Annotated in this window: 16 protein-coding genes; 9 read left to right on the plus strand and 7 right to left on the minus strand. The window is 66.3% G+C overall.

Going from position 1 to position 22,781, the window contains the following annotated elements; translation table 11 throughout:
* The first annotated feature begins 169 nt into the window (after nt 1–169).
* Nucleotides 170–1,495, plus strand: a complete 1,326-nt coding sequence (locus Q0654_RS08650; RefSeq protein WP_298852783.1) for a restriction endonuclease subunit S — start codon at nt 170–172, stop codon at nt 1,493–1,495.
* Nucleotides 1,496–1,588: 93 nt separating this feature from the next.
* Nucleotides 1,589–4,615 carry a type I restriction endonuclease subunit R gene (locus Q0654_RS08655; RefSeq protein ID WP_298852786.1) on the plus strand — a complete coding sequence of 1,009 codons (3,027 nt, stop codon included), beginning with the start codon at nt 1,589–1,591 and terminating at the stop codon, nt 4,613–4,615.
* A gap of 45 nt (nt 4,616–4,660) precedes the next feature.
* Here the strand turns inward: Q0654_RS08655 and Q0654_RS08660 are convergent, their stop codons facing one another.
* Together Q0654_RS08660 and Q0654_RS08665 are read right to left on the minus strand one after the other, a co-directional pair.
* Entirely contained in the window at nt 4,661–6,991 is a 2,331-nt protein-coding gene (locus Q0654_RS08660) for a S8 family peptidase (RefSeq protein ID WP_298852788.1), read from the minus strand.
* A gap of 233 nt (nt 6,992–7,224) precedes the next feature.
* Nucleotides 7,225–8,217 carry an ATP-binding protein gene (locus Q0654_RS08665; RefSeq protein WP_298852790.1) on the minus strand — a complete coding sequence of 331 codons (993 nt, stop codon included), beginning with the start codon at nt 8,215–8,217 and terminating at the stop codon, nt 7,225–7,227.
* Between the two features lie 73 nt (nt 8,218–8,290).
* On the opposite strand from Q0654_RS08665, the gene Q0654_RS08670 reads away from it, so the two are divergent.
* A complete protein-coding gene (locus Q0654_RS08670; RefSeq protein ID WP_298852791.1) occupies nt 8,291–8,632 on the plus strand; it encodes a hypothetical protein in 342 nt (113 codons plus the stop codon).
* A gap of 127 nt (nt 8,633–8,759) precedes the next feature.
* Here the strand turns inward: Q0654_RS08670 and Q0654_RS08675 are convergent, their stop codons facing one another.
* Entirely contained in the window at nt 8,760–9,803 is a 1,044-nt protein-coding gene (locus Q0654_RS08675) for an AAA family ATPase (RefSeq protein WP_298852792.1), read from the minus strand.
* 417 nt (nt 9,804–10,220) lie between these two features.
* On the minus strand, nt 10,221–10,436 hold the full coding sequence (locus Q0654_RS08680; RefSeq protein ID WP_298852793.1) for an AlpA family transcriptional regulator: 216 nt from the start codon (nt 10,434–10,436) through the stop codon (nt 10,221–10,223).
* Between the two features lie 253 nt (nt 10,437–10,689).
* On the opposite strand from Q0654_RS08680, the gene Q0654_RS08685 reads away from it, so the two are divergent.
* The 3 genes from Q0654_RS08685 to Q0654_RS08695 all read left to right on the plus strand — a co-directional run bounded on the left by Q0654_RS08685 (nt 10,690) and on the right by Q0654_RS08695 (nt 14,606).
* Nucleotides 10,690–12,063, plus strand: coding sequence for a phospholipase D-like domain-containing protein (locus Q0654_RS08685; protein ID WP_298852795.1), 1,374 nt, complete (start codon nt 10,690–10,692; stop codon nt 12,061–12,063).
* 366 nt (nt 12,064–12,429) lie between these two features.
* Nucleotides 12,430–13,398, plus strand: coding sequence for an energy transducer TonB (locus Q0654_RS08690; protein WP_298852797.1), 969 nt, complete (start codon nt 12,430–12,432; stop codon nt 13,396–13,398).
* Nucleotides 13,399–13,610: 212 nt separating this feature from the next.
* Entirely contained in the window at nt 13,611–14,606 is a 996-nt protein-coding gene (locus tag Q0654_RS08695) for an energy transducer TonB (protein ID WP_298852801.1), read from the plus strand.
* A gap of 54 nt (nt 14,607–14,660) precedes the next feature.
* Here Q0654_RS08695 and Q0654_RS08700 read toward each other — a convergent pair whose 3' ends face one another.
* The 3 genes from Q0654_RS08700 to Q0654_RS08710 all read right to left on the minus strand — a co-directional run bounded on the left by Q0654_RS08700 (nt 14,661) and on the right by Q0654_RS08710 (nt 17,781).
* Complete coding sequence (locus Q0654_RS08700) at nt 14,661–15,302, minus strand: SCP2 sterol-binding domain-containing protein (RefSeq protein ID WP_298852804.1); 642 nt, start codon at nt 15,300–15,302, stop codon at nt 14,661–14,663.
* A 61-nt stretch (nt 15,303–15,363) separates the two neighbouring features.
* Entirely contained in the window at nt 15,364–16,182 is an 819-nt protein-coding gene (locus Q0654_RS08705; RefSeq protein WP_298852806.1) for a TatD family hydrolase, read from the minus strand.
* Nucleotides 16,183–16,287: 105 nt separating this feature from the next.
* Nucleotides 16,288–17,781 carry an AAA family ATPase gene (locus Q0654_RS08710; RefSeq protein ID WP_298852808.1) on the minus strand — a complete coding sequence of 498 codons (1,494 nt, stop codon included), beginning with the start codon at nt 17,779–17,781 and terminating at the stop codon, nt 16,288–16,290.
* Between the two features lie 169 nt (nt 17,782–17,950).
* Between Q0654_RS08710 and Q0654_RS08715 the strand changes: the two genes are divergently transcribed.
* The 3 genes from Q0654_RS08715 to Q0654_RS08725 all read left to right on the plus strand — a co-directional run bounded on the left by Q0654_RS08715 (nt 17,951) and on the right by Q0654_RS08725 (nt 22,766).
* Entirely contained in the window at nt 17,951–21,439 is a 3,489-nt protein-coding gene (locus tag Q0654_RS08715) for a PKD domain-containing protein (protein WP_298852810.1), read from the plus strand.
* Nucleotides 21,440–21,450: 11 nt separating this feature from the next.
* A complete protein-coding gene (locus Q0654_RS08720) occupies nt 21,451–21,927 on the plus strand; it encodes a histidine phosphatase family protein (RefSeq protein ID WP_298852819.1) in 477 nt (158 codons plus the stop codon).
* A 329-nt stretch (nt 21,928–22,256) separates the two neighbouring features.
* Nucleotides 22,257–22,766: a YceI family protein gene (locus tag Q0654_RS08725; RefSeq protein ID WP_298852811.1), complete on the plus strand. Its 510-nt coding sequence runs from the start codon at nt 22,257–22,259 to the stop codon at nt 22,764–22,766.
* Nucleotides 22,767–22,781: the final 15 nt, after the last annotated feature.

Genomic DNA, 22,781 nt, shown 5'->3' on the forward strand with positions numbered 1-22,781 from the left:
TCCTCGATGGCTGTCTAACATTCCATCGGGTCCAAGAACCTGGGGGCAAGACAGGAATTCCAAACCGCCGCGCCTCGGCTAGCAGAGCAACTACTCGCACAGATGGCCGAAAGTGCCGCGATCGATCAGGGAATCCGCCTGCAGCTTGCCAAGCTCGGGATCGAGCAGCATGACTGAGTCCGCCCAAACGCCTGAGTCTGAGTCCATAGTTTGGCGCACTGCAAGGCTGAGTGAGCTTGGGCGGATCGTGACTGGCAGAACGCCAAAGGCCGCAGCGGACATCTATGGCGATCACGTACCGTTTGTAACCCCAACAGACATGGACGGTCGCCGGTACCTTGACCGCACGGATCGATGGCTCTCTGAGGGTGGGTTTAATGAAGTGAGGCGAGCATCAGTACCGCCGAATGCGGTGATGGTCTCGTGCATCGGGTCAGACATGGGCAAGGTGGCGGTCGCAACGCAGCTGTGCGTGACGAATCAGCAAATAAACTCGCTTGTCGTTGATACGGAGGACGATTCTCTGTTCGTCTACTACAACCTATCCATGCGGAAGCAGGAGCTACAGGACATTGCGGGCGGCTCAGCCCAGCCAATTCTCAACAAGACTGATTTCGGCCTGCTCACACTAGAACTTCCGCCCCCCCCGATCCAGCGTGCCATTGTCAGAGTCCTGGCGGTACTTGATGACAAGATTGAGATCAACCGGCGCATGAATCGCACGCTTGAGACGCTGGCGCAGAAGCTCTTCAAGTCCTGGTTTGTCGACTTCGATCCGGTGGTTGCGAAGAGCGAGGGCCGCAAGCCCTTCGGTCTTTCCGATGAGCTTGCAGCGCTATTCCCCTCCGAGTTCGAAGACACCGAGCTGGGGCTGGTCCCTCTGGGGTGGCGACCAGCCCCGCTTGGAGATGCCATCCAGTTGGTTCGAGATCTTGTCGATCCTCAAGCGGCAGGCTTGGAGGAGTTCGACCATTACAGCATCCCGGCATTCGACAGCGGTCAGCGCCCTGTGCGGGAGATGGGGAGCGCCATCAAGAGCGGCAAGTATCTGGTGCCCGACGACGCCATCCTTCTGTCGAAGCTCAACCCCGAAACGCCAAGAGTGTGGTGGCCGACACCTGATGCGCACCGACGCGCGATCGCGTCGACCGAGTTCCTCGTATGCCGTGCCAGAACAGGTGTGAGTCGCACATGGCTCTACTGGCAGTTGCGGGACGCTGACTTCCTCGACGAGTTCGCGACGCGGGTCACCGGTACATCGAACAGCCATCAGCGCGTGCGGCCCGACGATCTGTTGAGGTTGGTGCGTTTAGACCCAGGCCAGGCATTACGGCATCGGTTTGCCGAGCTCGTGGAAGCTTCGACAAAACGCATGGTCGTCAACTTGGCACAATCGCAGAAGCTCGCAGCTCTCCGAGATCTGCTATTACCGAGGTTGTTGTCAGGAGAGCTTCGCGTTCCGGTCGCAGAGAGCGCGATGACGGCGGCTCTGTAGCCGGGGCCCCGCCCTAGACCCCTCTTTCCGCACGCGAACGGTATCCTTCCGGACATGATGACCGAAAGGTAGCCAAAATTGCGGTGGGCCCGGATGTCGAAGGGGACGGAAAGCCAGTTCGAACTGACCACCATTGAACGGCTGGAGCGGCTGGGCTATCGGTTCCTGCCCGGGCCGGACCTGACCCGCGCCCCTGATGAGGTCGTCCTGCGCGACGTGCTGCGGGCCAACCTGCTGCGGCGCTACCCCGATCTGCCCGAGGCGGCGCTGGAGATGGCCATAGGCCAGATCGCGCGGCCCGATGGGGTCGATACCCTCCGGCGTAACCTCGCCTTGCACAAGCTGCTGCGCGAAGGCTTCCACCTGCGCGTCCGCCTGGATGATGGTCGCGAGCAGGACTGGCACCTGTACGCAATCGACTGGGCTGATGTAGGCCGCAACGATTTCCACGTGGTCAACCAGTTGCCGATCGCCGGGCGCAACGATCGGCGGCCGGACATCCTGATCTACGTCAACGGGCTGCCGCTGGTCCTGTTCGAGCTGAAGAACCCGTACTCGGACATCCCGAACTACCTGGACGCGCTGAACCAGATCCAGCACTACATCGTCGACACGCCGCAGCTGTTCGACTTCAACGCGCTCTGCGTGGTAAGCGATGGCGTCGACACCCTGCACGGCGTCTGGACTGCCAACGAGGAGTGGTACGCGCCCTGGAAGTCGATTGATGGCGAGCACGTGGAGGCCGGCACCACGGGCAGCATGAAGGCACTGATCGAAGGCCTGTTTCCGCACGACCGACTGCTGGCCTACGTGCGCGACTTCATCGTCTTTGAAGTCGCCAACGAGAAGATCGTCAAGAAGGGTGCGAAGTACCACCAGTTTTTCGCCGTGCGCAAGGCAGTGCAGCGAACCCTCGCCGCGTTCGTGGGCAGCGAGAAGCGCTTGGGCGTGATCTGGCACACCACCGGGTCGGGCAAGTCGCTGTCGATGCTGTTCCTGATCGGCATCCTGCGGCGGGAGCCAGCCCTGCGGAACCCCAGCATCGTGGTCGAGGTCGACCGCACCGACCTCGACGACCAGCTGCACGACCAGTTCGTGCTGGGTCGAGGCTTGGTCGGTGACGTACGCCAGGCCGAATCGGTACAGGACCTGCGAGGTCTGCTGCAGACTGCCGGAGGCGAGGTGATCTTCACCACCATCGCCAAGTTCCGCCTGGGCGAGGACGAGATCGCCCATCCGGTGCTGTCCGAGCGCGACAACATCATCGTCATCGCGGACGAGGCCCACCGCTCGCAGTACGGCTTTGCCGATGGATTCGCGCGCTATCTCTACGAGGCGCTGCCCAACGCCAGGCGCCTGGGCTTCACCGGCACGCCGGTCAGCTTCTCCGGCGCCGACACGGTGGAGGTGTTCGGCGACGTGATCCACGTCTACGACATCCGCCAGTCGCAGGAGGACCGCGCCACCGTCCCGATCTACTACGAGCCGCGACAGATCAAGCTCGGTCTCTCGCCGGCGGATGTGGATGCCGCGCTGGCCGAGATCGTTGAGGAACGCGAGATCGAGTCGACCGACCTTGGGCGTCGCAAGAGTCGCTGGGCGGCACTGGCGGCTGCCGCCGGCGCCAAGGAACGCATCGACACCCTGGCGAAGGATCTACTGACCCACTTCGCCCAGCGCTGCAGCACGCTGAAGGGCAAGGCGATGGTGGTCTGCATGACGCGCGAGAACTGCGTGCGCCTCTACGACGCCCTGACCGCCATCGAAGGCTGCCCCGAGGTCAAGGTGGTGATGACCGGGAACCTGGGCAAGGACCCGCCCGCCTGGAGTGCGGCGGGCCACATCACGACGAAGAAGAAGCGCGACGCGATCAAGAAGCGAATGACGAACCCGGACGACCTGCTCTCCATCGTCATCGTGTGCGACATGTGGCTCACCGGCACCGACATTCCCTGCCTGCACACGCTGTACATCGACAAGCCGATGCGCGGGCACAACATGATCCAGGCCATCTCGCGGGTGAACCGGGTCTTCAGCGACAAGCCGCACGGCCTGATCGTCGACTACATCGGGGTGGGCGACGAGCTGCGCGAAGCGACCAGCCGCTACTCGCAGGGAGGCGGGCGCGGTGAGCCGGCACCCGACATCGAGACCACCGCCGTGCCGCTGTTCTTTGCCGCGTTGGAGCAGGTACGCGCGGCGCTACCGGAAGGGCGCGACTATGGCGCCTGGCGCCAGCTGAGCAACATCGACCTGGAGGATCTCTACGCCCTGGCCTTCGGCTGGCTGACCGAGGAGGAGACGCGCAAGGAGGCCTTCCTCGACGCCGAGCTGAAGCTGACCACGGCCTTCCTGCTGGTGCGCCATCTCGACGCCTGCCGTGGCTGTGCCGACGAGGTGATCTTCTGCCAGCGCGTGCGCAAGCAGCTGCAGAAGGCCGCGCCGACCAAGTGGAAGCACAAGGACCTCGACGCCGCCGTGCGCGATCTGGTCGACGACAACGTCGAGAGTCAGGGAGTGGTCGACATCTTCCAGGCTGCCGGCATCCCCAAGGCCGACATCTCGATCCTCGACGACGCCTTCCTGCAGACCTTCAAGGATCGCCCTCACGAGAACCTGCGACTGAAGCTGCTGGAGCAGCTGGTGCGCGACGAGCTGACGCGCATGAAGCAGCGTCAGGGCGCGACCGTGAAGTCCTTCCAGGAGATGCTCGAAGCCACCCTGCGCAAGTACCACAACCGCCTGATCGACGCTGCGGCCGTGGTGAAGGCCATGGTCGAGATGCGCCAGCAGTGGGAAGCCAGCCATGCACGCGCCGAGCAGCTCGGCCTTACCGACGAAGAGCTCACCTTCTACGACGCCGTGACCCAGCAAGGCGCGTTGGTCTACGACGAGGCACTCCTGCGCGACCTGATCCACGACGTGGTGCAGGCCATCCGCCGGAACCTCAAGGTCGACTGGACCGAGCCCCACCGCGACGCCGTCTACGCCGAGATCCGCGCCTCAGTGAAGCGCGTTCTGCGGCAGCGAGGCGTCCGCGCCGAGGACCTGGAGCCGCTCTGCGAGCGGCTGATCGAGCAGGCAAGAGTGGTGTTTGCGGATTGGCCGGTGGCGGCTTGAGCTTTGCCTTTCGATGCGGATGCCGGCACGCCTCTCGAAGGAAGATCAGCTGGGCGCCACTTCGATGGGAACCGCGACCGGTATCCCGATCTGCGTCGCAATCGGTGTGTATAGGTCGACGTCCAGAGTTTCGGCAACCTCCAACGAGACGATCAGCACGTAGCGCACCGAGCGTGTTGGCTGGCCGGCACCCTTCCAGTCCTTCCACCATCCACCGACCGGATACACGGCAACGTGAGATTTCGCAGCCAGCTGCGCCGCGGTTCCCATCCAAACGTCCGAGTGCACGGAGCCCCGGGATTGCAGCTTCGCTCCCAGGAACCAGCCTGTGGCATCCTCGTTTCTGAATGTCTCTCTCGGGCCATCGTGCTCACCGTCTTCGGCGGTGGCTTCTCGCTCCAACATGTTGATTCGCTTGCTGAACTCCTCCGCTGATTCGGTCGCTCCCTTCACCGCGAACCGCAGCCCATGGGACTGGTAGCGGAACTTGCTCTGCCAGCCTCTCTGACTCGGGTTCGGATCAACGAAGTACGAGAGTGTGACGCGTAGCTCGACCGGTGCCTCACCCAGCGCCTGCAGCTCTGCGATTGGCCACGGCAACGCATGGAGGTTTACTGCATTGAGTTTGGTCTGAGACGCTTCAACCCGATAGGGCTGGATCGCCTCCTGCAGCACCAAGGTCGGTCTGGTACTGGAAGAGCCAAGTGCGTAGTCAAGAGTGACTGCACCGTGCCCGTACCGCTTCAGAAGATTGAGCTTGTGCTGCCGAAGCGGAACAAGCGGCAACGGAGCCCGCATGGCACGCGTGTAGCGAGCGCCATGCACCACCAAGGCGCGAATCGTCTCGGGCCAATAGTCTGGATACCGTGCTGCGATCTGGGCACAAAGCCTCGCCACCTCAGCGGCGGCTGCACTCGTGTCGCCTGTTTCTGTGAGTAGGGCGGTGGCCATATCGCTGGATGTCGTCAGCATCCGAAGACTCTCGGGTCCGACGATGACTTGGGTTCCCGCATCGAGGCAACCGTTCCCACCCTCAGCGACCACATCCGGCTTGAAGGGCCAGTTGCTCCGGCTCCACATCACGGTGGTGGATGACGACGGCGACAAGCCGCCGGTGGGAGCAATCGCGGTGAAAGAGGAATAGCGATTCTCGTCGAAGGTGTCGAGGACCGTGCACGCGCCGACAGTGAGCGCGTTCCATGCCTGTGCCGGTGACTCGATGGGGGTGAGGTCATTGATGGCGGGGTAGTCTTTCCATACCGGCCATGGGACGTTACCTGCCGACAGCACGAACAGGCGAGGGCACGTTTGCGCAATTTCGGCACCTTCATCTGCGATGTCCGGAGCCCCGAATGCCAACCGATCTATCGTCGCCGACCATTCGGAAGGCGAACCGGTGGTCGCGCCGACTGCGGTGGTCATCATGGAAAAGATTCGGCGGCGACCCGGATGCGACTCTTCGACACGGGTTGCCGCCTGCGCCGTAATCCAGCCGTAGAGGTGAGGCGGATTTTCGCCCTGCGGAGGAAGAATCTTCACCGATTCAAGGCGGTGGGGCACTTGCATGGCGCCGGCTGAATCCAGCGGGTGGACCAGGTTCCCGTACAGAACGAGCCCGGCCATCTGCGTGCCGTGACCATGGTGATCCGTTCGACGCCAAGAGTCGTGAAGCGCATGCATGTCGGCATCCGCCAAACTTCGCCTGATCAGAGGGTGGCCGTTGTTGACCCCCGTATCCATCAGCGTGACGTATGTGGCCGCATCACCTTCGTCCGCATGCGCCGTCCGATGTTCCAGGTTACGAACCCAGTCTGATTGATCTGCGGGCGTGAGGTCTGAGAGGAAGAAGTCGGCGGTGGGTGCAACGCTTCTGATCTCTGCCACGGCATCGAGCAACTCGATCGCTTGCTCCAGGGCTGCGCGGGTCGCATATGCGGCGACCACTACACGCCCAGGAAAGGTCACGAAGCCAGGCTCGATCTCAATGCCCAGGCCCTCCGCCAGTTCCGCGAGACTGTCCCGCGTGCTCCGTGGCCCCTCCGGCAGTTCGCGCAGCCACAACTGAAACCACTGGGCTTGATCGGTGTTGGGCGCCGGAGAAACGTCAGTCCAGAGCTCGCCAAACGCAGCCCGCCGAACATTCTCGATGACGTTCACGAGCGCTGCGTTTCTGGGCTTGCCGGACTTCGTGTCGTCTTCGAGGTACTCGGTAACCCGCTTGACGAATGCGCTCAATCGTCCGTCCGGCACAAAGATAACGACAAGATCGGAAGTCGCGCCCTCCGAGACATTGAGAACCTCGACTCCGTCCCGGTGCCACTCCAACGACTTGTAGTCGAGAAGGCCCTTCGGAGAAATCTCCAGCACGATGGACATGCCCTGACGCGGCATCCCCAGCTCCTCGCGCTGCTGTGATAATTCTCGCTCTCGCCCCGCCAACGCGGCGAACTGCGCCAACAGTCGCTGGCCGTGGGTCGCGCGATCTCTCGGCGGTACTGGCTGCTTTATGACTTGCAGCGTCGACTTGAAGGGCCGTGCTTCAGTCGAGCCCACAACCCTTAGATGATCTAGATCCGGCATCGCCACGAACCGAGCATTTCAACTCGCCCCTAGCCAACTTTCATGGCGACGAGGCTAGCAGATCGCTCGCGCAGGTGTTGCAGCACGCTCTCTTCCGTCACGTAATCTTGGTGCTCAAGCACAGCGTCCTTCATGGCGTCCTGGCAAGCACGGACGATGTCCGAGTGCGACAGTCCTCTCGCCGCAGAGACCAAGCGACTGAGATCTAGGAGCGGAGGCGCAAGCATCGCGAGGCTATTGCTGAGCAGCTGCGCGATCTCTTCATCGTCCGGTGTCCGGTAGCGAATCACGTCGTCGAACCGCCGGAACAAAGCGCTGTCCAATGAGTCGCCATGATTGGTCGCGGCGATGATCAGACTGTCGGACGAGTCCTGCTCGATGAGCTGAAGGAACATGTTCAAGGTTCGACGCATTTCCGCTACGTCGTTCTGCGTGCCTCGCTGCAAGCCCAGCGAATCGAACTCGTCGAACAGGTAGACGCCACGAGTGGACTTCAGCGACTCAAAAACCAGCCTGAGCTTCGACGCACTTTCACCCATGAACTTGGTGATGAGGCTGTCGAACCGCGCGATGAACAGAGGAAGCCTCAACTCTGTTGCCAGGACGCTCGCCGTCAGCGTCTTGCCTGTACCAGGAGGCCCTATCAACAGAAGCTTTCGTCGGGGAGAGAGGCCGTGGCCGAGCAGGCGCTCGTGCTGTCGTTGTTCGTTGAGAACGCGTTCGAGCTTCAGTCGCACTTCTGCAGAGACCACCATCTCGGCCAAGTGGTGCCGGGGGTACTGAACGGTCAGGAGCTCGGCAAGATCGCCTTTCGGCTGAGCCAATGGCACAGGACGCGCGCCGGTCTTCGCGAACTGCCTCTCTTTCGCGGCATCGATAAGCGCCCGCAGTTCAGCAGCCAACCTGGTGTGGCCGCGCTGCGCCTCATCGGCCGCCATCTGAAGCGCCACGGAATAGAACTGTGCGTCTTCCGACCCTGCGTAGGCCCGAAGAAGCGCTTTGAGCTGATCTGAACGCGCCATCAGAGGCCTCCTGGGGCAAATAGTACGGAAAGCTGACCGAAGCTCACACCGGATGGTGCGAATATAGCACTGCATGTGCAACTATTACACAATGACGACCCCCTTCCCCACCTCTCAGGGTGAGCTTCTGGCAGCAGCGCGTGGCGCAGCGACGCAAGCGGAATTTGCCAAGCAACTGGGCGTCGATCGCACCTGCTTGTCGCGATACGAGCGAGAACAGCTTGGCGCGCCAACTGCGGTCTTGAACTACTGTCTGAAAGTCGTCGCCGATCGTCTTTCCGACATCGAGGGCGCTTCGATGATCGACCAGGCGCTTGCGCACGTCCGACGAGCCGCAATTGCGTTGGAGCACGCCAGCATGAACGGCGCGCAGACCACGTCGCGATCCCGCACCCGCCGTCAGTCTCGTGCATGAGACCCTCCTCGTCGTACGGGCAAGAAGCCAAGCCGCCGTCGCAGGGATCGCGACGGCAGCAGCGAAGGCGCCGAAGGTGCCCCGAAGAGTAGCTAGGGCATCTTCGTGCAAGTAGGGCATCTTCGGGTCAACCGGGGAGTTCCCAGATCCACCCTCCGCGCAGGTCGGACTTGCGCGGATCGATGCCCAGGCGCTCGCGTGCGCGACGCAGCACCTTCGTCGTGAACCCCAACTCCTCGGCCTCCGCGATTACAGTCTTGGCGGGCTTCGGGCCGCTTGAAAGGACCACCGAAAGCCACTTCGCGCAGTCCCGCGTTGCCGACTTCTCCTCGGTCGGGGAGACCGTCAGGACTTCGTCGGCGTTCATGTCGATGACGCCTGGTATCCACTCGACGTAAGGCACGCCGGCTTCCGTCGCACAGATCCGGTAAGAGATACCGCTACCCATCGGAGCCAGGTTGTTCTTCACGGGCAGCAAGTACCGCAGGTCGGGCTGGTCCTCCGGAGTGGCAACCAACAAGCAGGCCCGCGCGGCGGCTACGAAACCTAGGCTGCCGGTCGTGCGGTAGATCGCTGCGCCGCCGCTTCCCTTGTTCAGGTGACTCACTGCGACCAGCGCAACTCGATGCTTCGACGCTACCGCGCAGAGCGGGGCCAGCAGGCTGCGCACATCCGAATTGCGATGCGTGTCGACGCCCGGCATGTATGCACTTATGGGGTCGATGCTGACCATCTGGACATCGCCAACAGCCGACAGGAGCCGATCAAGCTCGTCGACGTGGCCAAGACCGAAGTGTTCGCGCTGGCCATCAACGCCTAGGACGTGTTCTAGGAGGTGGACCCGTGAAGGATCCGCTCCGGCGGCATCGAGGCGTGGGCGGATCGTGTCCTGCGGGTCATCCTCGGCACTAGCGAGGATGACGCTGCCTCTCGGGCACTCGGAATCATCGGGCCAAAGCTTGCCCAGCGTGATGTGGGCGGTCAGGGCTGAGATCAGAGTCGATTTGGACTGTCCGGGATCACCCACGATTAAGCTGAATTTTCCCTTGGCTAGCAGCCCAGGCCACAGCCATTGAATGCCCGATGGCGTAACGTCCGACATACACCTGGTGACGGCTACGGACGGACTCGGCCGTGCCGTTGCTGGATGCGCGACAACCACCTTAGTCATCAGGCTGCGCTCCTGCCGGCCTCGCAAGGAGCCAATCGGGGACATGTTCCACCGCGGCGTATCGGACGCCGTCCCGAACCAGCGCCTGCACGAGTCGTAGCTTCAACACGCGTGCAGAACAGGAGTAGTCCGGCCAGGCCACGATGACTGCACGAAGCGGCGGCCAGATCAGGTCCTCGGGCTCGCAGTCGCTCGGCAAGACGAGTGCGCAGCCAAGTCCGAACTGGGTTCTGCGCCTGATCGCGCGATCCCAGCAGTGGTCCCCAGCGAAGAGGTAGGTGTTCGGTTCGTGGCCGTTGCGCAGTGCGGCTCGAACCTCGTTCGAATAAGGAGCGTGGCGACGGCCCACCGCGCCAAGGGCAGGGAGGTGAACGACGCCCTCTTGCTCGCTCGCAGCATCCTTGCTGCACAGGGGAGTCACGCCGCCTCTCCGCTGCTGCGGCGCGCGCAGCGATTGGCGATCCACTCTTCTACCTCATCCGAGATCCAGCGGACGCTGCGACCGAACAGGTTGACCTGCCGGGGGAACTGCCCGATCGACGCAAGGTGGTAGATGTGGCTGCGGCTGATGGCAGTCAGCTCCTCGACCTGGTCGATCCGCAGCAATCGGGAAATCTTCTTTTGCTCTTCCATGGTTGTCCTCTCCGTAGTGTCGGCGTCCGTGGTGATCGCCAGAACACAGGCTAGATGGCTGAGGACGACGCAGAGCACCGAAATTGGCCCGTTTGCGAGCACTATTCCCACAACGAGACCGCTCGCGGCGAACGGCCTGGAGGAAGGAAAGGAGCGACCGCGGGTAAGCTCGAATTGGACTGCCGGGTGGTGCTTCCGAAGGAAGGTGACTCCGGGCGCTGACAACCAACACTCAAGCAAGGAACGGCGGCGGATGAAGCTGATCGGACTCAAGAAACCGCAACACCTCCTGTCCAACTTGGCAGTGGTTTGCCTTACCGACTGCGAGGAGGTTCGGGCCGCGATTCCCTACGCGGAGCATGGGCACAACGATCTGCTTCTCTTCGATGCGGCAATGCGCGCTGGCAAACCGATCACGTTCTTCGGACGGGTCGATGGAACCTGTCCCATCGATCCGAAAGTCTTGAAGTGGTTCCTCGATCGCCAAAGGGTCACCGCCGATGTCGAGTGTCGACTGGTGCCGCATTGGCTGCATGCCAAGGTCATCTGGTGGGTTGGTGTAGGGGCCTACATTGGCTCGGCCAACCTCACCGACCGTGCCTGGAATCAGAACCACGAGGCAGGCGTCTTCCTGACCCAACAGGAACTGGACGCCAACGGGATGACGGAGCAGCTCGATGAGTTCTTCGACCAGATTGCGGAGAAGTCGATTCCCCTGGATGACGTCATCTACCGAGACCAGCAACAGCTCTACGACAAGCTCAAGGCGCTGCGGAGCGCTGCGTACATGACGCAGGTCGACTTCGAGGATGGCCGCGACAACCTGAAGGACAGGAGCAGTCCCATCTCGCACGTCCCAACCAGGCGATCGTTTGCGATGCGGGGCCAGAAATTTGTCGCCGAGTGGCACGAGACGCTTGCCTATCTGCGTCCGCTCGCCTTGCGGGTTGCCGCCGCAGAGAACCGACCCGACTGGATCGACGAGGCAATCCCTCCAGGGGTTCAGTGCGATCAGTTCCTGCACGCCTTTTACTACAACATCGTCAGTCCGAAGTCCGAGAAGGATGCTTACTTGGCGCACTTCGAGCGGAACAGGAGTCGCCCGGAGGCAGCTCTGCAAGATGCGCTGGCATGGTGGAAACGCTCGGAATTCGACTACGAGAACGAACGACTGATGATGGAAGAGTCGGCTCCGGCCTTCGTGAAGTATTTCGCCAAGGATGCGCTTCTCGATCTGGATCGAGAGACCTTCGCTGAGACACTCGCCAGATCGCACGCCTTCGGCATGCACTCGACACGGATGGGCGTGGAGGAGCTTGGCTTCAGCGAGAGCCCTGGCGCTTGGCCGAAGATCCTGGCGCACGGACGAATGATCTATGACGCCAGATCAGTAGGAGGTACTCACTCCGGCCCGGAGGTGTTCCATTACGTGATCTGGGGGGCTGGGGATGTGGCGGATCGCATCTGGCGTGCAAACCACGACCCCGACTACCAGCTCCGAGAGGTAGGCACCTCTACTTTCGGTGAGGTCGTAGGGTGGACCCGGCCGAACGACTTCCCTCCCCGTAACCAGCGCACCAACAAGGCCATCAAGGCGCTGGGGCGCCAGATCAAGATCAACCCCTGATCTCCCGGGCGACCGAAGAGCGGATCGTGGGCACCCTGGCGAGTGCTTGCCCGGCCGCGCGTGAGGGTCGCGACAGGACCGGGAGTCAGTGAACTGTGGCCCTGGGCCCACCAGCGGGCCCACCGGGCTCAAGTGATCGCCGTTGACTCCTTGCGGGGCAGCAACTTAGCCCCCGATAGCAATTTTTGCATCGGAAAGTGATGTCCATTCCGGATTCGCAGGGCCAAGGACATTTTTTGCAACGCTGACAGGCCCCGACTTGCGCACGGACGTAGGCGTATGGCACCAATCACACTTCCGCTGGGTATGTGAAAGGGTGCGCACGGACGCGCGCAGCGGTTCGGCTTCGTATCGGGGGAACAGCAAATGAGCAAGGCAAGACTGCGCGGGGGCGCGGCGTGGGTGTTGGCGGCATCGATTCTGGCGGGCTGCGGGGGTTCGGAGCCGCCGGCGCCGGCCGCACCGGCGCCAGCCGCCGCACCCGCCGCAGCACCTGCCGAGGCCGCACCGGCCGCAGCACCGGCCCCGGTGTTGGTCGAAGGTGCCGGCAGCATTGAGGTCGCCGAGGCCGCGCTGCGCGACCAGCGCCTGTTCACGCCCGCCGGCGACAACGCCTTCGAGCTGTTCCTGCTGGCGATGGACCGCGATCCGGGTTCGCAGCGCGTGCGTGATGCCTTGACGGACCTGTTTCCCTATGCCGTCCTGCACGTGGAGCAGCGCACCGCCGCCCGCGATGCCGAGGAGGCCCGCCGGGTGCTGGATCTGATGCGGCGCGCCCAGCCCGAAGCACCGGCGCTGGACCGTCTGGATCGCGAGCTCGAGCGCCTTGAGCGTCGGATCGCGACCGAGGCTGCCCAGCAGGAAGCAGCGGCGGCTCGCGCTGCGGCGGCCGCTGCAGCGCCAGCACCCACGCCTGCGCCGGCTGCAACGCCGCCGCCTGCCCCGGTCGAAACCGCCCCTGCCCCGGCGCCTGCGCAGCCGGCGCCCGAACCTGCCGCACCGGCGCCGGCGCCCGCCCCGGCGACACCACCGCCAAGCGCGCCCGCGGCGCCCGCACCCGCGCCGCGACCGGCCGCCAGCGCGCTGCCCAAGGTGCTGCGCCAACCGCCGTTGCGCTATCCCGACCAGGCGATGCGCCAGGGCATCGAGGGACAGGTCACGGTGGACTTCCAGATTGATGCCGACGGCGGTGTCTCCGACGTGCGCGTGCTGCAGGCAACGCCCCAGGGCGTGTTCGAGCGCGAGGCCATGTCGGTGGTGCGGCGCACGCGCTTCGAGCCGCCGGGCGAGCCGACCCGCGCGCGTCGCACGATCGAATTCACGCTCGACGACTGAGCGCTGAGGCTCGGTCTCATCCATGCTCGGGATCGGCCCTGCCCCACGGCAGGGCTGATGCCGCTCGATGAAGATTGCAATTGCGGACGTCAAGTGTGCGCGGGTTCGCAAAGCCCGGTGCCCGCAGTTCATGGATCACCAAACCGCAACCTGCGCTTGGCATCCTGTCAGGCTAGCCGCGTGAACGCGGCAGCTCACACAGGGGCTCATCCATGCAGGTCTTCACCACGCGGCCGCTGCCTGCGGCCGTTTCAGTCCCGCGACTCCCGCGCACCAGAGGTACAGCCCTGGCCGCGCTGCTGGTCACGCTGCTGGCGGCCTGCAGCGGTGACGCGCCCCAGCAGGCGCCCGCGGCGCCCCAGACGGCGGGCGACGCACCCGCGGAACAGCCGCTTTCGCAGCCAGCAGCGAACACTGCCGCAGACGCGGCTGCGCGGGGCGAGCAGGCCCTGCGCGAGCAGCGCCTGTTCCTGCCGGCGGCCGACAATGCCTTCGAATACTTTCTGGCGGCGGTGGAAGCCAACCCGGCGGACGAGCGCTCGCGCCTCGCGCTGCAGGATCTGGTGCCGTATGCGGTGCTGCACGTCGAGCAGCGCCTGGGGGCAGAAGATGTCGAGGACGCCGCGCGCGTCCTGGCGCTGCTCCAGCGCGCGGCCGGCGAGGCGCCGGCGCTGCCGCGACTGCAGGCCCAGCTGGACGCCATGCAGACGCGGCAGGCGTCGGCGCGCGCCGCAGCCGAGGCGGCAGCGCAGCGCGCTGCGACTGCGCCGGTCCAGCCTGCCGCGCCTGTGCCTGCGCCGCCTCCGGCCCCAGCAGCGATCAGCGATCCGCCCGCGGCAGTTCCGTCGTCGGTCGCCACACCGACCTCAGCTCCGCAGGCCACACCTGCGCCGCCAGAGCCCGCCGCCGAGCGCGCTGCGGCCGCGCCGGCCGTGGCCGCTGCGCCGGCAGCCCGGGTGCCGGAGGTGGTATTCCGGCCCGCCCTGCGCTATCCGGCGATGGCGGAGCGGCGCAGGCTTGAAGGCTTTGTCGAGCTCGAATTCACCATCGGAGCCGATGGCAGCGTCTCGGAGCTGGAGGTGCTGCGCAGCGAGCCCGAGGGCGTATTCGAGCGCGAGGCGCTCGCAGCGATGGAGCGCTGGCGCTTCGCACCGCCCGCAGCGCCCATGCGCGCGCGGCGCACGCTGGAGTTCAAGCTGGCGCGCTGAGCTTCCGCGGGTAGGTGCTCGCACCGCGTATCGAGGGCACGCCTCCCGAACGCGTCAGGGTTCGGTCGACAGCCGCTGCTGCAGGCGCTGCAGGCGACGCTCGCTGCGCTCGACGCTGTCGCGCAGGGCGTCGACGTCTTCGCAGAAGGCGTCGAGCTCGGCGCGCCCGACCAGCACGCCGGCTTCGTCGCGCAGGTAGTCGGCGCCCGCTTCCGCGAGTTCCCGCGCGCCGCGGCGGGCGCCATCCAGCGCGGCGCGCAGGGCCTTGGCGACCTGCACGCCGACGACGTCTCCCAGCCGGTCCGACAGCGCGGCTTCGAGGTCCGGGCTGTAGCGCTGGGCGACCCGCTGCAGGGCTTGGGCGAGCTCGATGTCGCCGGCGATCTTCATGCGTCCTGGCGTCGCCTGGGCGGCGCCCGGCAGTACCCGCGACAGCACCGCGCCCAGCGTGGCCTTGAGGCTCAGATCCGGCTCCTGCGCGGGCTGCGCAGGCCCGACGCACAAGCGACCACCGCTGACCTCGATACGCGCCGCCAGTCGCGGCGCCGCCAGCTCCAGCTCGATGCTGCGACCTTCCAATTCGGTCAGCTGCGCCGGCAACTCCGGATCCAGCGCCACCGCGCGGTTCAGTGCGAACTCCAGCGCCTGGCCGCCCAGGGCGAGCAGGGGATTGGCGCGGGCAGGGGTCTCGGACATGGCGGACTCGGCTCGGGTGGGGCGATGCGGATCGAGTGCACGAGCGTGCGTGCGGCACTGCTCAGCTGGCGCGAGCGTACTCGCCGACAGCCACTTCAGGCAGGTGGAAGAAGGCACGCGCGGTGGCCGTGGTGTCGGCCTCGACCTGGGCGTAGCTGACGCCGCGATCGCGGGCCAGCTCTTCGGCGATGTGCTGCAGGTACATCGGCTCGTTGCGGCGGTGCGAGGGCATGGGCTTCAGGTTGCGCGGCAGCAGGTAGGGTGCATCGGTCTCGATCATCAGCCGCTGCGGCGGGATCTCGCGCACGAACTCGCGCAGGTGCTGGCCGCGGCGCTCGTCGCAGAGCCAGCCGGTGATGCCGATGTGGCAGTCGAGGTCGAGGTAGTCATACAGCGCCTCGCGGCTGTCGGTGAAGCAGTGCACCACCGCCGCCGGCACGCGGTCGCGCACCTGCTTCAAGATCGCCAGGAAGTCACCGTGCGCCTCGCGCTGGTGCAGGAACAGCGGCTTGCCGAGCTCGACCGCGATCTCCAGCTGGCGCTCGAAGGCGCGGCGCTGCGCCGGCCGCGGCGAGAAATCGCGATGGTAGTCGAGGCCGGTCTCGCCGACCGCGCGCACCTCGGCGTGTGCGTGCAGGGCGCGCAGCTCGCGGTCGGCGTCCTCGGTGTACTCGACGGCGTGATGCGGATGCACGCCGGCGGTGGCGAACAGCCGATCCGGATAGGCGCGGGCGAGCGCCAACGCGTCCGCACTGCCCTGCCGGCTTGCGCCGGTCACCACCATCTGCGCGATGCCGTGCGCGGCGGCGCGCGCCAGCACGGCGTCGAGATCGTGGGCGAAGGATTCGTGGGTGAGGTTGGCGCCGATGTCTACGAGCATGGGATTCGGGATTCGGAATTGGGGATTCGTTTGGAGCAGCGCGCCGCAAGTCTTGTAACCAGCGCCTTGCGCCAACGCACGTGAAGAGCCAGAAGCCGTATCAGTTCACGCGGGTTCCGGCTCGTCGGCGGGCACGCAGCGCTCGGCGGCCCATTGGCGCAGGCGCGCCACATTCTCGGCCATCACCACCGAGATCGGCCGCGTGCCGCGCAGCGCGGTCAGCAGATGCGACTGATCGAGGCGCTGGCCCTCGGCGTGGCTGTCGTAGAGCGCGGCCACCACCGCCTGTTCGATCTCGGCGCCGGAGAAGCCGGCGCTGGCCGCCGCCAGGACTGGGAGATCGAAGGCCTCGAGCGCCTGCTGTCGCCGGCCCAGATGAATCGCAAAGGCCTGCTCGCGCGCGGAGGCGCCCGGCAGGTCGACGAAGAAGATCTCGTCGAAGCGGCCCTTGCGCAGCAGCTCGGGCGGCAATTGCTCGATGCTGTTGGCGGTGGCGACCAGGAACACCGGCTGCTTGCGCTCGGACATCCAGGTCAGCAGCGCGCCGAGCACGCGACGGCTCACGCCATCATCGCTGTTCGAGGTGGCGAGGCCCTTCTCGATCTCGTCGCACCACAGCACGCAGGGCGCCATCGCCTCGGCGGCGCGCAGGCTGTCGCGCAGGTTGCGCTCGGTTTCGCCGTGGTACTTGTTGTAGAGCGCACCGAAATCCAGGCGCAGCAGGGGCACGCCGAAGCCGCCCGCGCAGGCCTTGGCGGCCAGCGACTTGCCAGCACCCTGCACGCCCAGCAGCAGCAGGCCGCGCGGCGGGTCGAGACCGGGCGGACCCTTGCCCTCGATGAAGATGCGCCGGCGCTGCTCGATCCAGCGCTTGAGCCGCCCGAGCCCCGCCACGTCCTCGAAGCGCGCGACATCGGGCTCGAAATGCAGCACGCCGCCCGCGCCCAGCAGCTTGAACTTGGCCTGCTGCGCGCGGGCCACATCGTCATCGCGGATCGCGCCGTCGTCGTGGATCAGCTGGCGCACGATCTTGCGCGCGTCCAGCAGCGACAGCCCGCGCAGATGCCGCAGCAGCTGGCGCTGCGCGGCGGCCTCGACCTGCACGCGCCTGCCGCCGTGTTCGCGCGAATAGGCGAAGGCCTCCTCGCGCAGCATCTGGCCGAGTCGCGCTTCGTCGGGCAGGCGCACCTCGAAGCGCGTCGCCAGCGACTCCAGCTCCTCGGGCAGTTCGACCTTGGCGCCGACCACCACCACGCTGTGTTTGGCCGCGGCCTGACCGAGCACCACTTCGCGCAGGCGGCGGATGCTCATGGCATAGCGCAGGTACGGGCCGAAATCGAACAGCAGCCAGATCGAGCGACGCGGGTCGCCGTGCATCAGCTCCAGCAGGTGGCTGGAGTCGTTGCAGGCCGGCAGGCCCTCCTCGTCCATGTCGAGCCGCTGCAGGCCCTGGGTGATGCTCCAGCTGTACAGCGGCCGCAGCAGTTCGGCCACCACATGCCGGAAGGCCTCCAGCAGCAGGCCTTCCTCGTGGGTTTCCACCACCACCAGAGGCGCACCGGAGCGCAGCAGGACGGCCAGGTCTCGGGGTTCGAACATGCGCTGGGGGCGATTGCCGGGCTCTGCGAAGGGAGGCAAGTGTAGCGGCCGCGCGCAGCGCTCACGTTCATCCCCCGCTGCACCGGGCTTCCGGAGTGCGGGTGTATCCTCGCCCGACCCATCGATATGCAGCGAACCAGCGGGCCTGCGCGCCCGGGAGCACCGATCCATGAATCCGCATTCCCCCTGCGCGCCGCGCGCGCTGATGCTGGCCCTGTGCGGGCTGGCGCTCTCACCACTGGCACAGGCCGAGCGCCTCGCGCTGCCGGCCCTCGACGTGGCCAAGCTGGCGGCCGAAGACCGGGCCCTGGACGGCAAGGCCGGGGTGCCCCTGCGCTACGGCCAGGTGCAGGTGTTCGGCGAGAAGGCGCAGGGCTTGCCCGAGCGTCAGCTGCAGCAGGGCGGCAGCTGGTCGCAGGCCAAGGACGGCTCCAGTCGCTGGTGGCTGCAGCTGGAGGCGCCGCAGGCGCGCAATCTTGCCCTGTACTTCAGCGAATTCCGGCTGCCCGCCGGCGCCGAGCTGAAGATCTTCGCGGACGGCGACAAGTCTCCGCGCCAGGTCTACAGCGATGCCGACAACCGCCCCGGCGGCGATCTGCGCACGCCGATGGTCGAGACCGGCTCGCTGCGGCTGGAGCTGAGCCTGCCGGCAGGCTCGCGAGACTTCGCCAAGCTCAAGCTGGGCAGCGTCGTACAGGGCTACCGCGATCCCTTCGTCGCGCTGGCCCAGCTGAAGTCCGGCAGCTGCAACATCGACGTGGCCTGCCCCGAGGGCGACGCCTGGCGCCAGCAGAGCCGTTCGGTCGCGCACTACACCTTCGATTCCGGTAGCGGCAGCTTTGTCTGTACCGGCCAGCTGGTCGCCACCGGCAGCCAGGCGCTGGACCAGGCCAGCCCGCGTTTCCTCACCGCCTATCACTGCGTCAGCACGGCGGCGGAAGTGCAGTCCATGACATTCTACTGGCGCTATGAGAGCCCGACCTGTCGTGCGCCCGGCAGCGCTGCGAGCGGACAGCAGCTGCCGCGCTCCAGCAATACCGCTGCGACACAGAGCGGCGCGCGGCTGCTGGCCACGCATCGTGAAACCGACTTCACCGTGGTCGAACTGACGGCTGCAGTGCCGGCTGCGGCGGACGCGTGGTTCACGGGGTGGGATCGCAGTGGCGTCGCGCCTACCGGTGCCGTGGGCATCCATCACCCCGCCGGCCATGAGAAGCGGATCAGCATCGACAACGATCTGCTTTCGGTGGGCCCCAACTGCATCATCCCGGGCTCGACTGCGAACACGCACTGGTTCATCGGCGCCTGGGAGGCGGGCACCACGGAAGGCGGCTCCTCGGGCTCTGGTCTGTGGCGCCGCGATACCGGTCGACTGATCGGCGTACTCAGCGGTGGCAACGCCTCCTGCGCGGCGCGCAACGAGTTCGACTGCTACGGCGCGCTCGACAAGGCCTGGACCGGCGGCGGCAGTGCGGTTTCCCGCATGAGTGACTGGCTGGTCCGTGGCGGCGGCGCGCCGCAGCTGCAGGATGGCTATGGCGGCTGTGCGGCGCCAACCGTCAGCCTGCAATCGGCTGCCTTCGGCAGCGGGGCGCGCGCGGGCGAAGACGTCCTCTTCAGTGCCGTTGCCAGCGGCGGGAGTGGCTCCGGCTATGTGTACGAATGGGACCTGGATGGCGACGGCGAGTACGAGCGCCGCGGCAGTGCCGCCAGCGTGACGGTGCGCTACGCGCGCGTCCAGAGCGGTCAGGTGCGGGTTCGGGTCAGCGACGGCGCGGCCTGTTCGGCGGTTGCCAGCCGCGCCCTCGACGTGCGCTCGGCGCGCATCACCGCTACCGCTGCGGCCGCGCAGCAGGTCTGCGGCAACGGCAATGCCGGGCTGGAACCCGGCGAGCGCTGGCGCGTCCCGGTCACCTTCACCAACAGCGGCGACGCTGCCCTGCCGGCCGGCGCGCATGCGCTGTTCGCCAACTCGCAGTCCAGCCTGATCGGCCCGGATGGCTTCGGATATCGGGGCACCAACAGCGCCAGTGACCCGGGCACCTGCGGCTACGGTTTCGTCGATATCGGCGACGGCGCGCCGCTGACCTTGGCGCCTGCCACCAGCACCGAGCCGGCCAATGACGACGGCCGCAGCAGCATCATCCAATTGGGTGGTGCGGGCTTCCGCCTGTATGGCCAGACCTATGACCGCGCGGTCATGTCGACCAACGGCTACGTGTCGTTCTCGATCGCCGAAAGCGGCGGCGACTACGACAACAGCTGCACCGGCGTCATCGATCGCGGCAGCCTTGGTCCGCGTCTGCACGTGCTGCACGACGATCTGGTGGTGGGTCCCGGCGGTGCGCTGCGCTACCGCTACTACCCGAGCTGCCCGCGCGCGCCGCTGGGCGGTGCCGACCAGTCCTGCCATGTGTTCCAGTGGGATGCGATGCAGGTCTGGTCGCAGACCTCGCCATCGGGTGATGCCTCGTTCCAGGCCATCGCCTACCCGGGTAATGGCCAGGTGGTCTACCAGTACCGCCGTGCCAACACCAATGCCGGCGCCGGCGCCACCATCGGCCTGATCAATGCCGGCGGCACCGACCAGCTGCTGGCGGCCTGCAATGCCGCGAACTCGGCGCCTTCGCAATCGGCGATCTGCGTATTCGACCCGCAGAACCTGCCGCCGCAGAACGGTCTCACGCTGGAAACGCCGACCCTTGCGCTGCCGGCGCTGGCCGCGGGCGCCAGCGCCACCGTCGAGCTCAACCTGCGCGTCCCCGAAGGTCTCTCCTGCGGCAGCCGCGTCGGCATCGACTACCTGGCCACGGCGCTCGCGGGACAGCACAGCATGCAGCCCGCGACCGTGCTGTCAGCGCAGCTCGCCTCGAACTGCGCGACGGTCAGCAGCTGCCCGGCCACGGCTGCGCGCCCGCTGCCGCGACGCGGCTTCTTCAGCGACAGCGCGCGCGGCGGCAATGGCCTCGCGGTCTACACCTACGGCGACAGCGCCAATCCGGTGGTGGGTGCGATCTGGTACACCGGCGACACCGGCTACCTCAGCGACTGGTACAACCTGGCGGGCCCGCTGCGCGGCGGCCTGCTCGAGAGCCCCCTGTTCCGCACCCGCAATACGCAGCCCTCTGCCTTCGCGCCGCTCACGACCTCGATCGGCCGCACCTGGCTGGCGAGCATCGACGAACGCACCCAGCTGTTCGCCTGGGAGTTCGGCGACGGCCGCCGCGGCGCCGAGCTGTTGCGCAGCACCTCGGGCACCCTGCCCTATGCCAGCCCGGACCACACCAATGCCTGGGTGCAGACCGGCCAGGGCGGCTGGGGCCTCGCCATCGAAGGCCTGCAGCTCACCGACGGGCCCTTCGAGTTCAATGGCGTCTACCTGTTCGACGCGCTGGGCCAGTCGCGCTGGCTGACCGGAACGGTGCGCGATGCCAGCAGTGGCACGGTCGAGCTGGCCAGCCAGCGGATCCACTGTCCGGGCTGCCCCTTCTATCCGGACTACGCCACCCAGGCGCAGCCAGCGGGTACCCTCAGCCGCACCTATAGCTCGCGCATCCGCGCACTGATGAGCAGCAGCATCGTCCTGCCCGGGCCGCTGTCGGGCACGTGGAACCGCACCAACGTCGAAATCCAGGCCTTCGGAGAATCCAACCCATGAGTGAACGTCGACTGCGCCGCTTGATCCTGCTGCGCCATGCCCACGCCCAGCCGCAGCAGCCGGGACAGCACGATCGCGAGCGCGAGCTGTCCGGCACCGGTGAGGCCGAAGCCGATGCGGCCGGCCGCTGGCTGCAGCAGCACGGCCCCCTGCCGCAGCGACTGGTGGTCTCGCCCGCGCGGCGCGCCCAGGCGACGGCCCAGCGCGTACTGGCACAGGTGGGCTATATCGACCAGCGCAGCGACGATCGCATCTACGAAGCCAGCCCCGGCGATCTGTTCGAGGTGGTGACCAGCCACGCCGAGGTCGAGGTGCTGATGCTGGTCGGCCACAACCCCGGCTTCGAGTCCTTCGCTGCCCTGCTGTCGACGGGCCAGAGTGGTGACCACCGGGGCATGCCGCCGGCCGGGATCGCCGTACTCGATTTCGAGCCCGGTGCCGAGATCGAGCCGGGTGCGGCGCGTCTGTCCGCGTTCTGGGCGCCCTGAGGGCCAATCGCACTGTGGAGCGCATGCAGCTTTTGACGCTGTGCCTGAGCGGTCCCCAGCCCCGCGTCGCGGTGCAGGTGTTCTCGGTCGCGGACCAGGTGTTCTCGAAGAAACCTGGATTCGCCGTCCCCGCGCAGGCGGGGAACCAGGACTCGAGCGACTGCGGCAAGCGACATTGGGCCCCCGTCCCCGCCGACGCGAGGACAGGCTCTTCGCGGGGGGGACGATTCATTGGGTCGCGAGCGTTCTGTTTCTTGAGAGGCTTGGCGCTGTGCCTCGCCCTTGGCGCGACGCCGATGGTGGCGTGCGCTGCCGCCGGAGAGCCGGGCATGCGCATCGACACCGCCCATTCCTTCGCCGGCTTCTCGGTGCGCGCCGCCTGGGTCAAGCGCATCGATGGTCGCTTTGCCCACATCGAGGGTGTGGTCCGCCCCGATGCGCAGGAACGCTACGTACTGGAGGTCAGGGTGGCCTCCGGCAGCGTGCTGATGGGCCGCGAGAGCCACGAGGAGTGGGCGCGCTCGGCCGATTTCTTCGACACCGATCGTCATCCCTGGATCGAGTTCCGCGCGGCTGGACTGGGCTCGGAACTGCTGCGTGCCGGTGGCGCCATCGAAGGCGTGCTGACCCTGCGCGGGATCAGTCGGCCGGTGAGCTTCGAGTTGCTGCCGGCCGATTGCGCCCAGCCCGGACTGGACTGCCCGGTGCAGGCACGGGGTGAAGTCGACCGCAGCGAGTTCGGCATGACCGCCCGCCGCGTCTTCGTCAGCGATCGCGTCAAGCTCAGCTTCGACATCCGCCTGCATCCGGCCCCGGCCACTCGCCCCGACCTCGGCTGAATCCAGCCCACTGCC

This window comes from uncultured Aquimonas sp. (genome assembly GCF_937888285.1).
Classification (GTDB): Bacteria; Pseudomonadota; Gammaproteobacteria; order Xanthomonadales; family Xanthomonadaceae; genus Aquimonas.

Bases quoted from the DNA above. Each gene is read 5' to 3' on its own strand.
- Q0654_RS08650 (WP_298852783.1), top strand. From the start codon at position 170: ATGACTGAGTCCGCCCAAACGCCTGAGTCTGAGTCCATAGTTTGGCGC.
- Q0654_RS08655 (WP_298852786.1), top strand. From the start codon at position 1,589: ATGTCGAAGGGGACGGAAAGCCAGTTCGAACTGACCACCATTGAACGG.
- Q0654_RS08660 (WP_298852788.1), bottom strand. From the start codon at position 6,991: ATGTCCATCGTGCTGGAGATTTCTCCGAAGGGCCTTCTCGACTACAAG.
- Q0654_RS08665 (WP_298852790.1), bottom strand. From the start codon at position 8,217: ATGGCGCGTTCAGATCAGCTCAAAGCGCTTCTTCGGGCCTACGCAGGG.
- Q0654_RS08670 (WP_298852791.1), top strand. From the start codon at position 8,291: ATGTGCAACTATTACACAATGACGACCCCCTTCCCCACCTCTCAGGGT.
- Q0654_RS08675 (WP_298852792.1), bottom strand. From the start codon at position 9,803: ATGACTAAGGTGGTTGTCGCGCATCCAGCAACGGCACGGCCGAGTCCG.
- Q0654_RS08680 (WP_298852793.1), bottom strand. From the start codon at position 10,436: ATGGAAGAGCAAAAGAAGATTTCCCGATTGCTGCGGATCGACCAGGTC.
- Q0654_RS08685 (WP_298852795.1), top strand. From the start codon at position 10,690: ATGAAGCTGATCGGACTCAAGAAACCGCAACACCTCCTGTCCAACTTG.
- Q0654_RS08690 (WP_298852797.1), top strand. From the start codon at position 12,430: ATGAGCAAGGCAAGACTGCGCGGGGGCGCGGCGTGGGTGTTGGCGGCA.
- Q0654_RS08695 (WP_298852801.1), top strand. From the start codon at position 13,611: ATGCAGGTCTTCACCACGCGGCCGCTGCCTGCGGCCGTTTCAGTCCCG.
- Q0654_RS08700 (WP_298852804.1), bottom strand. From the start codon at position 15,302: ATGTCCGAGACCCCTGCCCGCGCCAATCCCCTGCTCGCCCTGGGCGGC.
- Q0654_RS08705 (WP_298852806.1), bottom strand. From the start codon at position 16,182: ATGCTCGTAGACATCGGCGCCAACCTCACCCACGAATCCTTCGCCCAC.
- Q0654_RS08710 (WP_298852808.1), bottom strand. From the start codon at position 17,781: ATGTTCGAACCCCGAGACCTGGCCGTCCTGCTGCGCTCCGGTGCGCCT.
- Q0654_RS08715 (WP_298852810.1), top strand. From the start codon at position 17,951: ATGAATCCGCATTCCCCCTGCGCGCCGCGCGCGCTGATGCTGGCCCTG.
- Q0654_RS08725 (WP_298852811.1), top strand. From the start codon at position 22,257: ATGCGCATCGACACCGCCCATTCCTTCGCCGGCTTCTCGGTGCGCGCC.